9 protein-coding genes and 1 pseudogene are annotated in these 15,364 nt (G+C 68.0%); 7 read left to right on the top strand and 3 right to left on the bottom strand.

Annotation, left to right across the window (positions count from 1 at the left end; genetic code table 11):
• Positions 1-298 precede the first annotated feature (298 nt).
• The 6 genes and pseudogenes from recC to RZV17_RS20030 all read left to right on the top strand — a co-directional run bounded on the left by recC (position 299) and on the right by RZV17_RS20030 (position 12,426).
• Positions 299-3,706, top strand: a complete 3,408-nt coding sequence (gene recC, locus RZV17_RS20055) for an exodeoxyribonuclease V subunit gamma (RefSeq protein ID WP_355606049.1) — start codon at positions 299-301, stop codon at positions 3,704-3,706.
• Positions 3,703-7,410, top strand: a pseudogene (locus tag RZV17_RS20050) (exodeoxyribonuclease V subunit beta); the annotation flags it as partial. The gene recC and the pseudogene RZV17_RS20050, both read left to right, overlap by 4 nt.
• A gap of 691 nt (positions 7,411-8,101) precedes the next feature.
• Positions 8,102-10,588 carry an exodeoxyribonuclease V subunit alpha gene (gene recD, locus RZV17_RS20045; RefSeq protein WP_355606047.1) on the top strand — a complete coding sequence of 829 codons (2,487 nt, stop codon included), beginning with the start codon at positions 8,102-8,104 and terminating at the stop codon, positions 10,586-10,588.
• Positions 10,589-10,726: 138 nt separating this feature from the next.
• A complete protein-coding gene (locus RZV17_RS20040; RefSeq protein ID WP_355606044.1) occupies positions 10,727-11,797 on the top strand; it encodes a virulence RhuM family protein in 1,071 nt (356 codons plus the stop codon).
• A gap of 39 nt (positions 11,798-11,836) precedes the next feature.
• Positions 11,837-12,118 carry a type II toxin-antitoxin system RelE/ParE family toxin gene (locus tag RZV17_RS20035; RefSeq protein WP_039429225.1) on the top strand — a complete coding sequence of 94 codons (282 nt, stop codon included), beginning with the start codon at positions 11,837-11,839 and terminating at the stop codon, positions 12,116-12,118.
• A 17-nt stretch (positions 12,119-12,135) separates the two neighbouring features.
• A complete protein-coding gene (locus RZV17_RS20030) occupies positions 12,136-12,426 on the top strand; it encodes a HigA family addiction module antitoxin (RefSeq protein WP_355606040.1) in 291 nt (96 codons plus the stop codon).
• Between the two features lie 117 nt (positions 12,427-12,543).
• Here RZV17_RS20030 and RZV17_RS20025 read toward each other — a convergent pair whose 3' ends face one another.
• The gene (locus RZV17_RS20025) at positions 12,544-13,287 is read right to left on the bottom strand and encodes an SDR family oxidoreductase (RefSeq protein WP_184374365.1); all 744 of its coding nucleotides are present in this window, start codon (positions 13,285-13,287) and stop codon (positions 12,544-12,546) included.
• 218 nt (positions 13,288-13,505) lie between these two features.
• On the opposite strand from RZV17_RS20025, the gene RZV17_RS20020 reads away from it, so the two are divergent.
• A complete protein-coding gene (locus RZV17_RS20020; protein WP_047696379.1) occupies positions 13,506-14,327 on the top strand; it encodes an AraC family transcriptional regulator in 822 nt (273 codons plus the stop codon).
• A gap of 219 nt (positions 14,328-14,546) precedes the next feature.
• Here the strand turns inward: RZV17_RS20020 and RZV17_RS20015 are convergent, their stop codons facing one another.
• Positions 14,547-14,852, bottom strand: coding sequence for a type II toxin-antitoxin system RelE/ParE family toxin (locus RZV17_RS20015; protein WP_355606036.1), 306 nt, complete (start codon positions 14,850-14,852; stop codon positions 14,547-14,549).
• Positions 14,852-15,106 (bottom strand): antitoxin, encoded by a 255-nt coding sequence (locus RZV17_RS20010; RefSeq protein WP_355606033.1) that lies wholly within the window; start codon positions 15,104-15,106, stop codon positions 14,852-14,854. Before RZV17_RS20010 ends, RZV17_RS20015 begins: the two co-directional genes overlap by 1 nt.
• Positions 15,107-15,364: the final 258 nt, after the last annotated feature.

The raw sequence follows: 15,364 nt of genomic DNA, 5'->3' as shown, positions 1-15,364 counted from the left end.
GCCACGCGATCGCGGCGCGGGAATATGCACCGCTCTGACTCCGGTGCTGGCCGACGCGGCGCTGCCGGGCAGCGTCGATGCGCCGGCCGGCACATCCATCTGATTCGGTGCGATCCGCATGGGGCGTCGAATGCTTGCGCCGCATGGCATTGGCAATGAGGGGCTGCATCGGATTGCAGCGCGCGCCGGCAGCGCGCCTGCGCGCTCGACCGCACGGCGCACGTGCATCAGCGCCAGGGCAGATCGCGGCCAGCGCCGACAGCGCATCACGCGCGCATCCGGCACAATGCGCGCACGCATGCACGTCACCTCCGCGCCCGATTTCCGCCTTTATCCATCCAATGCGCTGGATACCCTGGCTGCCCTGCTGGCCCAGGAGCTGCGACGACCGGTACCCGGGCAGCCGCTGCTGCAACCGGAGGTGGTGCTGATCCCGCAGGTGGCGATGCGGCGCTGGCTGCAATCCACGCTGGCGGCCGAGCACGGGGTGGCGGCGAATCTGGAATTCCTGACCCCCGGCGAGTTCGTCGCGCGCGCGCTGGAGTGCAACCTGGGCCCGGCCGACGACGATCTGGACATGGCCACCACGCAGTGGCGGCTGTACGCGGCCCTGCAATCGGACCTGGGCAGCGATGCCGCGTTGGCGCCACTGGCCGGCTATCTGTCCGACGGCGACGCGCTCAAGCCGTGGGCGCTGGCCGGCGAGCTGGGCAGTGTGTTCGAGAAATACCAGGCCTGGCGCCGCGACTGGCTGCTGCGTTGGGAAGGCGGCGCCGACCCCGACGATCCACAGGCGCGGCTGTGGCGCAGCATCGCATCGGGCCGGCAATACCGCGCGCGTCGCATCGGCCAGTATCTGGACCGGCACGCGCGCGCCGACGGGCCTTTGCCACAGGGCTTGCCGGGCCGGCTGTTCGCCTTCGCCATCCTCAATATCTCACCCGACGTGCTGCGCGTGCTGGCCACGCAGGCACGCGTGGGCACGCTGCATTTTTATCTGCCCACGCCCACGCAAGGCTATTGGGGCGATTTGCAGACCCTGTGGCAGCGTCGCCGCGAAGACGGAGCGGTGCAGCTGTTCGCCGAGCAAGTGCAGGAAAACCCGCTGCTGCAGGCCTGGGGCGCGGCCGGGCGCGACTTCATGGCCTTGGTGGGCGACTACGAGGTGGTGCACCCGCTGGCCGAGATCGCCGCGTATGCCGACCCGCTGGAGTCCGGCCGCCGCGCGCTGGCCGATGGCGGCCTGGGCGATAGTCTGTTGCGGCGCATGCAGAGCGATTTGTTCCATCGCCGCGCGCCACGCGTACCGGCCGCGTTGCCGGCGGTGAATCGGCACGACCCCAGCCTGCAGGTGCACGCCTGCCACACGCGGCTGCGCGAGTTGCAGGTACTGCACGACCAGCTGCGCGCCTTGCTCGACGACCCGCGCTTCGACCCGCCCTTGCAGCCGCGCGAGATCGCGGTGCTGTCGCCGGATATCGACCCATACGTGCCGTATCTGGACGCGGTGTTCGGCAGCCACGGCAACGACGACGCGTTGCCGTATGCATTGGCCGATGCCAGCCCGCTGGCAAGCGAGCCGCTGGCCGAGGTTTTTCTGAGCTTGCTCGGCTTGCCGATCGCACGCTTCGGCCTGCACGAAATTCTCGACCTGCTGGCCAGCGCACCAATTGCCGAAGCCGCCGGCCTGGACGAAGCCGGGCTGGAACGCCTGCGCAGCTGGCTGCACGCGGCCGGCGCGCGCTGGGGCCTGGATGCGGCGCATCGGCGTCAACTGCAGGCCCCGAGCGACGACGCCTACACCTGGCGCTTTGCGCTGGACCGGCTGCTGCTGGGGCATGCCAGCGGTGCCGACGACGATATCGATGGCGTGGCGCCATGGCCGCAGCTGGAAGGCAGCGCGCTGGCCGCACTGGACACCTTGTTGAAGCTGTTGCGCGTGCTCGAACGCCATCAATCGTTGCTGGCCGAAGCGATGACGCCGGTGGAATGGCGCGAGCGTCTGCTTGGCCTGCTGGAGGCGCTGATGCCAAAAGCGCCCACCGCACCGCGTGCACAGCGCGCGCTGGACCGCCTGCGCAGCTTGATCGACCAGTTCGCCCGCGATGCGGTGCGTGCCGACTACGCAGGCAAGGTGCCGGCCGAGGTGGTGCGTGCGCATTTCGCCGCAGTGCTGGGCGAATCGGATACGCGCGCGCCGCTGCTCACCGGCGGCATCAGTTTCGGCCGCATGGTGCCGATGCGCCTGCTGCCGTTCCGGGTGATCTGCCTGCTTGGCATGAACGATGGCGATTTCCCGCGCCGCGACCCGGCCGCCGGGCTCAATCGGCTCACCGCCGAGTTGGGCACCGAGCGTCGCCGCCACGGTGATCGCTCCACCCGCGAGGACGACCGCTTTTTGTTCCTGCAGTTGTTCGCCTCCGCGCAAGAGGTGTTCTACCTCAGCTATCTCGGCGCCGATGCGCGCGATGGCAGCGTGCGTGAGCCGTCGGTACTGGTGAGCGAGTTGCTGGGCAGCGCGGCGCAGTACCACGCCGACCCAGCGGCGTTCGACACACTGGTAGTGCGTCACCCGTTGCAGCCGTTCGCCGCCGCGGCGTTCGGCGCGGTGGGCGACGACGCACACGCCGACCCGCGCCGTTTCAGTTATCGCCGGCAATGGCGCCCGGCGGTGGACAGTCTGGTCGGGCAACGTCAGCCGCTTGCGCCATGGGTGGCCGCTGCATTGCCGGCCGACGACAGTGCAGTGCCGAGCAGCGTGTCCATCGACGACCTGCGCCGCCTGTTCGCCGACCCGGCCGGGCAGTTTCTGCGCCATCGCTTGGGGATGCGTTTGCCCGATCCGGCCAGCGAAGACAGCGACCTGGAACCGTTGCTCGCCCCCACGCACGGGCTGGACCAATACGGCCTGCAGCAGCATGTGTTCGACGCCGCACTGGCTGGCGACACCGAGCGGCTGTACGAGCGTCTGCGCGCGCGCGCACTGCTGCCATCCGGCCCACTGGGGCGGCGCCAGCTCGATGAGCGGGTGGCGCAACTGCGCCCGTATGCGCAGGCATTCCAGCAATGGCGTGGCGAAGCGCCGGCGCAGTCGCGCCGGCTGCAGGTGCAGATCGGCGAGACGGACGTGCATGGCCGTGTGCCTGGTTGGTACGCCGATGGCGTGGGGCGGGTGCAGGTCGGCGCGCTCAGCGGCCGCAGCACGATCCGCCACGGCCTGGAATGGCTGCTGCTGCGCGCCGCCGGCGAGCAGACGCCGTATGTGCGTTTCTTCGAACACGACGATGGCCTGGGTCCGCATCCCATCGATCCCGAGCCGCTATCGCAGACGCAGGCGCAAAGCGCCCTGGCCCAATTGCTGCAGCTGTATCGCCACGGGCTGCAGGCGCCGTTGCCGTTCGCGCCGTACAGCAGCTGGAAATATCACCAGGCCGCGCGCAGCGACGACCTGGACAAGGCGATCAAGGACGCCGCCGGGCAGTGGCAGGCCAGCTTCGGCTGGAGCGAGTCGCACAGCCCGGAACTGCGCCTGGTCAACCGCGGCCGCGACCCGTTTGCCGATGTGCAGCGTTTTACCGAGTTCGCCACCACCAGCCATCGCGTGTATGACCTGCTCGAACGCGGCAGCACCGACACCACGCTCGACCCGGAGCGGCTGATCGACAGCTGGCGCCACTGGCACGGCGCACAGGACGACGCCGAATGAGCAGCACTCCCGTCATCGACCCGTACCTGCACCTGCCATTGCATGGCGTGCGCCTGATCGAAGCCAGCGCCGGCACCGGCAAGACTTTCACCCTGGCCACGCTGTTCACCCGGCTGGTGGTCGAGCGCGGCCTGCGCATCGGCCAGATCCTCGCGGTGACCTTTACCGAAGCCGCCACCCAGGAACTGCGCCGCCGCATCCGCGAGCGCCTGGTGCTGGCTGCAACGCTGGTGCCCGATGCCTCATCCACCATCGTAGGAGCGCACCCGGGCGCGACCGAACCGGCCATCGTACCGACGCCCGATGCTCCTGTAGGAGCGGCCTTGGCCGCGACCGACGTCGCCAACGACCCGTCGCGGCCAAGCCCGCTCCTACACGAAGCGCCCGACGCCCTGCTCACCCGCGCCATTCTCGAAGCGCACCTGGCCACCGGCACCGAAACCCCCGCCGCCTTGCGCCGCCGCCTGCAACAGGCCGTCGAAGAAATCGACCTGGCCGCCGTGTTCACCATCCACGGCTTCTGCGCGCGCGTGCTGCGCGAACATGCGCTGGAAAGCGGCCAGGCCTTCGCCGCACCGCAACTGCTCGCCAACGACCGCGAATTGCTGGGCGAAGTCGCTGCCGACCTGTGGCGGCAACGCGCCGCCGATGCGGTGATGGCCGAAGACCTGATCGCCTTGTGGTCGGGCGGCCCGCCCGCCCTGGCTACCGATCTGCGCGCCTTGGTGCGCCACCCGGCCATCCTGCCCGCACGCTCCGATGACGCCACCGACGATGCCGCGGCATTGCTGCAGGCCGTGCACGACGCCAGCCATGCATTGGCGGCTGCGTTCCAGGCCCATGGCACGCCGTTTTTCGAAGCCATCATGGCCGCCATCGATGGCGGCATCCTGAGCAAGGTCAGCTACAAATCCGAGTGGTTGGCCTCGCTGTGGCACTGGTTCCAGAGCTTCGCCGCGGCGCCCTCGCACGACAGCGCGCCGCATCCGAAGTTGCTCAAGTTGACCGCTGCGGAGCTGGCGGCCGGCACCAACAAGAAGTTCGTCGACCGCACGCCGGCCTCGCCGATGAGCCACGAGATCGATGGCTATCTCACCGCGCTGGCCGCTGTCGAAGCATGGCGCACCCGCCGCCGCATCCGCCTGCTGCACGCGCTGCGCGACGATGCCATCGCACGGCTGGCACTGCTCAAGCGCCAGCGCCGCGTGCAGACCTACGACGACCTGGTCGATGGCGTGGCGCATGCGCTGCAAGGCCCGCAGGCCGATGCCTTGGTGCAGCGCCTGCGCGCGCAATACGCCATCGCGCTGGTGGACGAATTCCAGGACACCGACGACCGCCAGTGGGCGATCTTCTCCACTGTGTTCGGCCAGGGCCCGCTTGCCCGCGCCGCCGGCCTGGAGCCGGCCCTGTTCCTGATCGGCGACCCCAAGCAGGCCATCTACGGTTTCCGCGGCGGCGATGTGCGCACCTATCTGGCTGCCGCGGTCACTGCCGAACTGGCGCCACCGCTGAGCCACAATTTCCGCTCGCGCCCCGGCGTGCTGGCCGCCATCGATGCGCTGTACGCGCAGGCCGGCTACACCGACGCCTTCCTCACCGACGGCATCGCCTTCCACCCAGTGCAGGCCGGCACCAAACGCCTGGACACCGACCTGCAATGCAACGGCGTCACCGCGCCGGCACTCACGCTGTGGCGCGCGCCCGAGCCACCGCCGGTAATGAAGGGCAAGCCCAGACCCTGGAGCGCCGGCCGCGCCCGCGAGCTGGCCACCGCCGCCTGCGTCGCGGCGATCCGCAGCTGGCTGGCCGGTGGCCGCGACGGCAGCGCCACCATCAACGGCCGCCCGGTGCAGGCCGGCGATATCGCCGTGCTGGTGCGCAGCCACGGCGAGGCCACCCGCATCCAGCAGGCACTGGGCGCGATGGGCATCCCCGCCGTGGCCGCCGGCAAGCAAAGCCTGTTCGCCACCGACGAGGCGCTGGAACTGCTCGCCCTGCTGCAGGCCTTGCTCGACCCCGGCGACGACAGCCGCCTGCGCGCCGCCCTGGCCACCGTGCTGATCGGCGAAGACGCCACCGCCATCGCTGCGCTCGCACACGACGGCGAGCGTCACCGCCGCTGGCAGCAGCACGCACTGGACTGGCGCGAGCGTTGGCAACGCGGCGGCCCGCTGGCCTTGATCGGCGAGCTGGGCGCCGCGCACGGGCAACGCCTGCTGGCCCTGGTCGATGGCGAACGCCGCCTCACCAACTATCTGCAACTGGCCGAACTGCTGCAGGAAGCCGACGCCCGCGCGCTCGGCCCCCATGGCCTGGTGGACTGGCTGTCGCGCCGCATCGCCAATGCCGACGACAACGACGAAGCCCAGCAGCTGCGGCTGGAGTCGGACGCGCGCCGCGTGCAGATCGTCACCCTGCACAAGAGCAAGGGCCTGGAATATCCGTTGGTGTTCCTGCCGTACATCGGCATCGGCCGCAGCGACAAGGGCGCCGGCCGCCACTGCGTGGTGCATGCGCCCGAGCTCGGCCGCCAGCTGCACTGGAACGTGTCCAAATGGAGCCGTGACAAAGACGACCCGACCTGGAGCGCCGCCGAAGCGGCCTGGAAACAGGAACAACGTGCCGAAGACGCGCGCCTGCTCTACGTCGGCCTGACCCGCGCCGAGCACGCGCTGTGGATCGCCAGTGGCCCGTTCCATCAGCACGAGCGCACTGCGTTGGCCGGCATGCTGCGCGCGCTGGATGCGTTGCAGGGCGCGGCAGGCGAGGGCGCGGTGGTGGTCGACACCAGCACGCCGCCCACCAACCTGCCACGCCTGCCGCCACCGGTCGAGGCGCAGGTGCCGCCCGCGCGCAGCCCGCAGCGCCACATCGCCCCGGAGTGGTGGGTTTACAGCTTCACCCAGCTGGCCAATGCCGATGCCGGCGCCGCCACCGACCCGATGGCCAGCGCCACCGTGGTCGGCAGCGGCGGCAGCGACGAGCCGTCCGGCAGCGAAGCAATCGCGGTGGCCACCGAGGCCGAACCCTTCGACCCACGCTTTGCCGGCAACCGCTTCGGCGTGGTGATGCACGACGTGTTCGAGCGCTGCGACTTCGCTGCCTGGCACGCGTGGCGGCCCGGCCAACCCGCGCCCGACGGCCAGGCTGCGCCCATCGTCGAAGCCCTGCAGCGCGGCGGCTACGCCCAGGACGAACTCGACGACGGCCTGAGCATGCTCACCGCGCTGATCGGCCACACCCTCACCGTCGCGCTGCCCGAAGGCACCCGCTTGGCCGACGTGCCCGCGCCGCAGCGTCGCAACGAAATGGAATTCCACTTCGCCATGCGGCCCACCCGCGTGGATGCGCTGCTGGCCTTGCTGCACCGGTTTGGCGTGGTCGGCGACCGCCAGGCCTTCGGCATGCGCCAGCGCCTGGAAGGCCTGATGACCGGCCTGATCGATCTCACCTACACCGTGGACGGCCGCTGGTACGTGCTGGACTACAAGTCCAACCGCCTGCCCAGCTACGACGCCGACGCCCTGGCCCGCGCCATGGCGCACAGCGAGTACGAGCTGCAGGCGCTGATCTACACCGTCGCGCTGCACCGCTGGCTGCGCTTCCGCCTGGGCGATGCCGCCGATGGCGGTGGCTACGACTACGCCCGCGACTTCGGCGGCGTGCGCTATCTGTTCTGCCGCGGCCTGGATGCCGGGCGCAACGCCGGGGGCGATGGCGTGCCTGCCTCCAGCGCCGGCCGCGTGCGCGAGCCCCTGCCTGACGACCTGGCACCCGAACCCGACCGCCGCTCGGCGCTCTACACACCCGCAACACCCGCAACACCCGGAACAACCGGAATAACCGGAACACCCGGAACACCCGGAACACCCGGAACACCCGGAACAACCCAGGAGTCCGCCAGACCCGGCACCGCCCAGGACCCGGCCAGATCCAGCACCGACCAGGACGTCGCCGTACCCGGCCTTGCCCAGCACTCCGCCCCTGCAACCACCGATTTCGCACGTGTCGGCGATCCCGCCCCCGGCATCCACGCCTGGCGCTTCGACCCCGCCCTGGTGGAAGCCCTGGACGCCTTGTTCGCCGGCAACGCCCCGGAGCCGATGTCCAGCAGCGCACCAACGCAACTGGTCCCCGATGGCTCAAAGCCCCTCTCCCCCCGGGAGAGGGGTTGGGGTGAGGGTACGCTCGCCACAGAAGCGCCCGACCCATGACCCAACAAACCCCGCTCCCAATCAGCGCCGTGCACAAATCGCTCCTCCGTACGGGCAAGCAGACACTGCGGGCACCCCACGCCGCGCCTGCCTGGCCATGCCAACGCCACCTCGCACGGATCGAGGTGCGGCACGAGCGCCCGGAGAAAGGCACGTCCGCCATGGCAGCCATCACCCCATGAACCAGCCAACCTTGTTCAGCGCGCTGATCAAAGCCGAAGTCCTGCGCACCCTGGACCTGGCCTTCGCCCAAAGCCTGCAACGCCTGGCCCCGGACACCGACCCACAGGTCCTGGCCGGTGCCGCGCTCGCCTCGCTGGCCGTCACCAGCGGCCACGCCGGGCTGGACCCGGCCCGCGCCGCCATGCTGCTGGACCAGCGCGACGGCCCACTGCCGGCCCTTCCGGACCCCACCGACTGGCAACGCACCCTGGCCGCCTCGCGCTGGGTCGACCAACCGGCCCCCGAAGACCCCGCCGCCGCCGACTGCCCGCTGGTCCTCGAACACGGCCTGCTCTACCTGCGCCGCTACCGCGAGTACGAACGCCGCCTGGCGCTGGGCCTGCAACGCATCGCCGCCCAGCCCATGCCGGCCTTCGACCCCGCCGTCCTGGCCCCACTGTTCGCCCAACTATTCCCCCAAGCCTCCCCTCTCCCCCCGGGAGAGGGTGCCCGAAGGGCGGGTGAGGGTACGGGCCTGCCCGAGCCATCCTCCACTGACAAGGCCCTATCCGAGCCATCCCCCACGGACAAGGCCTCACCCACGCCGTCCATCAACGGCACAGGCAAGTCCCAGCCATCCCATTCCCCAGACCGCCAGGCCCAGGCCGCCGCCCTGGCCCTGCGCCGCAGCCTGCTGCTGGTCACCGGCGGCCCCGGCACCGGCAAGACCACCACCATCGCCCGGCTGTTGCTGTTGCGTATTGCCCAGGCCCACGCCGCCGGCCATCCGCCGCCGCGCATCGCCCTGGCCGCGCCCACCGGCCGCGCCGCCGAGCGCATGGCCGAAAGCCTGCGCCTGGCCGTCGCCCGCGCCATCGCCGACGGCATCCACCTCGCAGCCACTCCCGGTGCAGCAGCCCCGCCCGGGCAAGCGCAGCAGCTACCGAACCCCGCCGCTTCCCCTCTCGTTCAAGCAACAGAGCTAGCCAACCCCGCCGCTCCCCCGCTTCGTCAAGCAACGGAGCCAGCCAACCCCGCTGTTACCCCGCTTCGTCAAGCAACGGAGCCAGCCAACCCCGCTGTTACCCCTCCCCGCCAAGCGACAGAGCCAGCCAACCTTTCCCCTCTCCCGCCTGCGGGAGAGGGTGCCCGAAGGGCGGGTGAGGGCCAACCGTCCACCTGGAACTCCCTCCTACCCACCGGCGCCAGCACCCTGCACCGCCTGCTCGGCGTCATCCCGGATTCGCCGCACTTCCGTCATAACGCCGACAACCCGCTGCCATTCGACCTGATCGTCGTCGACGAAGCCTCCATGGTCGACCTCCCACTGATGTGCAAGCTGGTCGAAGCCGTCGCCGACGGCACCCAGCTGATCCTGCTCGGCGACGCCGACCAGCTGCCCTCGGTGGAAGCCGGCGACGTGCTCGCCGCCATCCTGCAGGCCGCCGGCCCCGGCGATGCCCTGCAGCCCGAGGACGCCCAGGCACTGCAACCGCTGCTCGGCAGCGCGCCCGGCGACACCACGCCCGCCGCCACCCGCACCGGCGGCCTGGCCGGCCACCGCGTGCACCTGTTGCGCGGCTACCGCCAGGCCGACGACTTCGCACTCGCCCCCCTGGCCGATGCCATCCGCGCCGGCGACGCCGACACCACCCTGGCCTTGCTGCACAGCGGTGAGCTGGCCGGCGTGCACTTCCACGAAGACGGCGAAGACCCGCTCAGCGACGGCCGCGACGCCCTGCTCGCCCACTGGCGCGCGCTGGCCGACGCGCAAGACCCCGCCGCCGCATTGCGCGCGGCCGGCCGCCTGCGCCTGCTCACCGCCGTGCGCGCCGGCCCGCAAGGCGCGCGCGGCCTCAACGCCCGCATCGAACAATTGCTGGCAGACACCGGCTCCGGCGCCCGCCGCCTCGGCGCTGCCTCGCCCTGGTTCCAGGGGCGCCTGCTGCTGATCACCGAAAACAGCTACCGCCACGGCTTGTTCAACGGCGACGTCGGCATCTGCCTGCGAAGCGATGCGAGTCCCTTTTCGGGGCGCAGCGACGAAGGCCCGTCTTCACCGCCAAGCCAGTCCGCCGCCACCGCCAACCGCCACGCCCCAGGCACCGACAGCCGTGCCCAAGGCCCGTTGGTCGCCTGGTTCGAAGGCGACGGCGACGGCCAGGTGCGCGGCTTCCACCCCGCCGCACTGCCCGCGCACGAAAGCGCCTTCGCCATGACCGTGCACAAGGCGCAAGGCAGCGAATTCGATGACGTCTGGCTGCAACTGCCCACCCGCGACGCCCGGGTGCTCAGCCGCGAACTGCTCTACACCGGCATCACCCGCGCCCGCCGCGCCCTGCACCTGTCCGGCAGCGAAGCGATCATCCGCGCCGCGCTCGCCCGGCACGCCGCGCGCATCTCGGGCCTGGCGTGGCGGTTGGGTGCACAGCAGCAGGCGGCACCCGCCACGCAAGCAACAGAACCATCTACTGCTTTACCCGTGCAGGGGTCGTTGTTCTGATGGATGCGAGCTGGCGTGATGGCAGAACCACTGACGACAAAACAAAATGTTCGCCTATCGCGGTTACTACGTGTACCCGGCTAGCATCGTTGTCGAAGAATGCCTGGTGGTGCGGTATCGCCAGCATGGGAGGCATCAATGCCGAAGAAGCATGAAATCTCACTCGTCCGTTCGTCGGCGGCCGAATACCTGACCTTCGTGGCCGCAGCAGGCGAGGGCGGGGTGCAGGCGGCATACGCCGACGAGAACGTCTGGCTGACGCAGAAGATGTTGGCGCAGCTCTACGATGTCGAAACCCACACCATCAACTACCACCTGAAAAAGGTGTTCGCTGACAACGAATTGCAGCCAGATGCAGTTATTCGAAATTTTCGAATAACTGCCGCCGACGGCAAGAACTACGACACCAAGCACTACAACCTCGCGGCCATCATTGCCGTGGGCTACAAGGTCAATTCCGAGCGCGCGGTGCAGTTCCGCAAATGGGCCACCACCATCATCGAGTCCTTCACGATCAAGGGCTTCGCGATGGACGATGAGCGCCTGCAGAACGACGGTACGGTGCTGGGCAAACGCTACTTCGAAGAGCAGCTGCAACGTATCCGTGAGATCCGTCTCTCCGAGCGCAAGTTCTACCAGAAGATCACCGACATCTACGCCACCGCCCTTGATTACGACACAACGGCGCAGGCCACCCAACGTTTCTTCGCCACGGTGCAGAACAAGCTGCACTGGGCCATCCACGGGCACACCGCAGCGGAAGTCGTCTACCACCGCGCCGATGCCGGCAAGCAGCACATGGGCCTGACCACCTGGGTCGACGCGCCACGCGGGAAAATCCAGAAGTTCGATGTGGCGGTCGCCAAGAACTACCTGACCACCGGCGAGATGGCGCAGCTGCAACGTCTTGTTTCAGCCTATCTGGATCTGGCCGAGGACATGGCGCTGCGGCAGATTCCGATGACCATGCAGGATTGGGAAACACGTCTGAATCGTTTCATCGAAGCGACCGACCGGCAGGTGTTGCAGGACGCAGGGCGCGTCACTGCCGAGATCGCCAAAGCGCATGCAGAAAGCGAGTTCGAAAAGTACCGCATCGTGCAGGACCAGCATTTTCTGAGTGATTTCGATCGCGTCTTGCAGCAGCTTGACTCCGAAGACCGGCTTGACGCCATCGGTGACGACCCGCGCGAGACGGATCTACCATGACGGCTTGCGTTATATAACGGATCGCGTTACGTTCGATAAATGATCAGGAGCTTTGTCGACAAGGAAGCCGAAAAGATCTGGCTGGGTGAGCGCTCCCGCCGGTTGCCGGCCGACATCCAGTCGGTCGCGCGCCGCAAGTTGCGCATGCTCAACGCTGCCGCGCACCTCGATGATCTGCGCATTCCGCCTGCCAACCGGTTGGAAGCGTTGAAGGGCGAGCGACGCGGTCAGTACAGCATCCGTATCAACGACCAATGGCGCATCTGCTTCCGATGGATGGAGGGCGATGTCGCCGAGGTCGAAATCGTCGATTACCACTGAGCACGAGGCATCTGTCCATGACAGTCCTACCCAACATCCACCCCGGCGAAGTCCTGCTTGAAGAGTTCCTCGAGCCGATGGGCATCAGCCAGAACGCACTGGCGCGCGCCACCGGCGTGCCGCCGCGTCGCATCAACGAGATCGTACTGGGCAAGCGCGGCATCACCGCAGACACCGCCGTGCGCCTGGCTGCAGCACTAGGCACGAGCGAGCGCTTCTGGCTGGGCCTGCAAGCCGATTACGAGCTGGAACAAGCGCATCGCGCGCTGGGCGATCTGCCGTCGCGGATCAAGCGGCTGGCGGCTTGATCCGTGTAATAACGAGCGCGCGTGAGCCTACTGCGCGATGCGTCCTGCTTTGCGATCTTGAGCAAGCTCAATGTCATACGCACTGCCGACAACAGAGCACCTCGGTTCAACAAACGCTTAAACGTAATACCCGCCCGCCACCTCGATCGATTGGGCATTGATCCAGCGCGCCTCATCGGAGAGCAGCATCGCGATGACATCGGCCACGTCTTCGGGCTCTCCGACGCGGCCTAGCGCCGTTTGCGCGGCCAGCATGGCTTCGAAGTCCGGCGTCAGCCCGCCGCCGAGTTCGGTGCGGATGGCGCCCGGCGAGACCGCATTGACGCGGATGCCGCGCTCGCCAAACTCTTTGGCCATGTAGCGGCTGAGCACCTCCAGCCCGCCCTTGAACGCGGCATATGGCGCAACGCCAGCGAACGCCACGCGCGTGGTGGCGCTGGTGAGGTTGACGATGGAGGCACCGCGGCCCAGCATCGGCAACAACGCTTGGGTGAGGAAAAAAGGCCCTTTGAGGTGCACGTTGAACAGCCCATCGAACTGCGCCTCATCGACGCTTTCGATCGGGTTGAAGGTGCCGTAGCCGGCGTTGTTCACCAGCCCGGCCAGGGTGTCCTGTTGCCAGACCGTGTGCAGCGTCTCCTGCACGGCCGCCGCGAAGCCGGCAAAGCTGCGCGTGTGGCCCACATCCAGCGGTAATGCAACTGCCTTGCCGCCATCGGCCGCAATGCGTGCAACCACTGCGTCGGCTGCAAGTGGGTTCTGGTGATAGGTCAGGATGACGCCCATGCCGCGACGGGCACTGGCCAGGGCGGTGGCGGCACCGATGCCGCGGCTACCACCGGTGATGACTGCAATATTCATGGCGCTGCGCTCGTGTCTGAAGGTGTTCCCAGGTTAGGCAGCGCCGTGCCGCAGGGCCTGCCCGAAGCCGGCGCCGGTCTGCCTGATCCTGCCTTTGCGCTTGCCGGGTGCATCGCCGCGTAGTTTGATAGGCCATGAAATCGGCACTTATCGAGCTCAAGCGGCTCACCCGGCATGCCCAAAACCGCCGCACCGAGACCGGCATCCCGCGCGTGGCGATGGTGCAGGGCGAGGTGCCGGAGCACGCGCTGGCGGCGGTCTACGAGCCGATGATCAACCTGATCCTGCAGGGCGGTAAGTCGATGACGGTGGGCGACCGCACGCTGCAGTACGACCCGGCCAGCTACTTCGTCATGACCGTCGACCTTCCTGCCATCGGCAAGGTGCATGCCGCAGACGACGGGGCGCCCTATCTTGCGGTGAGCCTCACGCTCGACCCGCAAACCATCGCCGCCCTGCTGCACGATCTGCCCGCGACGCAGGCGGCCATTCCTGCGGCAGGTGCCGACGCGTTGTCGTTTTCGGTCGCCAGCATGACCGGCGAAATGCTGGATGCCTGGGTGCGCCTGCTGGGCCTCATGCAATGCCCCGCCGATATCCCGGCACTGGCGCCGGCCTACGAGCGCGAGATTTTGTATCGCGCATTGCAGGGCCCGCAGGGGGGCGTGCTGCGGGCCGTGGCCACGCCGGATTCCACCCTGGCACGGTTGCGCAAGGCAATCCACTGGATCCGCGCCAATTACGCCCAACCCCTGCGCATCGCCACGCTTGCCGGCCAGGCCGCCATGAGCGAGTCGGCGTTCCATCGCAACTTCAAGGCGGCCACCGCGCTCAGTCCATTGCAATACCAGAAGCAGCTGCGGCTGCTGCAGGCGCGCCACTTGCTCACCGCGCATGGCAAGAGCGTCACCACCGCCGCCATGGACGTGGGCTATGAAAGCGCAACCCAGTTCAGCCGCGAATACGCACGCACCTTCGGCCTGCCGCCGTCCCAGGATGCGGCACGCATTTTCGAAGCGTTGCGCGGGGTGGCGGTGTGACGCGTCTGCGCCAGCGTATCTCTGAGGCTATCGACGTGCGTTCAACGCGTCATTCAACTACCGCGTTTTCCCTAAATCCAGGAACGCTGCAGCGGCACACGCCAGTCATTGCTGAGCGCAGCACATAGATCGAATCAAACGCCCACGTCAGCAAAAGAAGCCGAATTGTTGGCAGAGCAGGAGTATTGAAAGCCACACCATCGCGATGTGGAGTGTGAGCTACAACCTGCCGACTAAACGCACCATCAGATCCATACGCTCATGCAAGATCGCAACGATCAGTGCTGGAGCCTGCTCACGCGTCAGGCAGAAGACGTAATGGTGCATGCAATGGGCCATCCGCAACGCAGGGTACAGCGCGCTGAGATCCTTGAAAGCGCCTTCCCCTGTGGCGAGACGGGCGATGCCTTGTTCCAGATCTGCAATGTACCTGCGAACCTGCGCTTGGCCCCAGCGTGTCGAGGTGTAGCGGATGATCCCGCGCAGATCGGCTTCGGCTGCGTCGGTGAGGACGTAGCCGTGCATCAACCGCGCCGGCCCTCGGCCAATTCCTCATCCAGAATGGTGTTGATGCTCTTGCTAGACACCTTGCCGGCTAGGCCTTCGGCGACGCGTTCCCCAAGCAGGTTTTTCAACTCCTGCCACGCCTGATCGGCGTTCACGTCGCCAGGGAACAGGCGTTCAAGCGCGTACTGCTTGATCGTCTTGCCCTGCAGAGCCGCCAGCGCCTTCAAACTCTGGTGCTGCTGGTCGCTCAGATCGATGGTCAAACGGCTCATGGCAAGCTCCGAAATCCGCACAAACCCACATTAGCACAGCCACTTTGGTCGGTCCGTTGATCGTCTATAGCAGCGTTGAGGGTGCTGCTGCCGCACGCCATGTCAGCAGCGATTGAGAAATCTGACAGGCGGAGTTCGCAAGCCAACGCTCAGCGCCTGGCGTGATCCAAAAACCGCGAGGCCAGGCATCCGCCTGACCTCGTTCGCCGTCTGGCAGGTCGGGCGGCTTACTTGCCCTTCTTTTCCTGCTTGGCCGCG

Origin of the sequence: Xanthomonas cannabis (assembly GCF_040616535.1) — a bacterium.
Classification (GTDB): Bacteria; Pseudomonadota; Gammaproteobacteria; order Xanthomonadales; family Xanthomonadaceae; genus Xanthomonas; species Xanthomonas cannabis.
The sequence above is the reverse complement of the archived record's forward strand: the minus strand, read 5'-3'. Positions and strand labels throughout refer to the sequence as shown.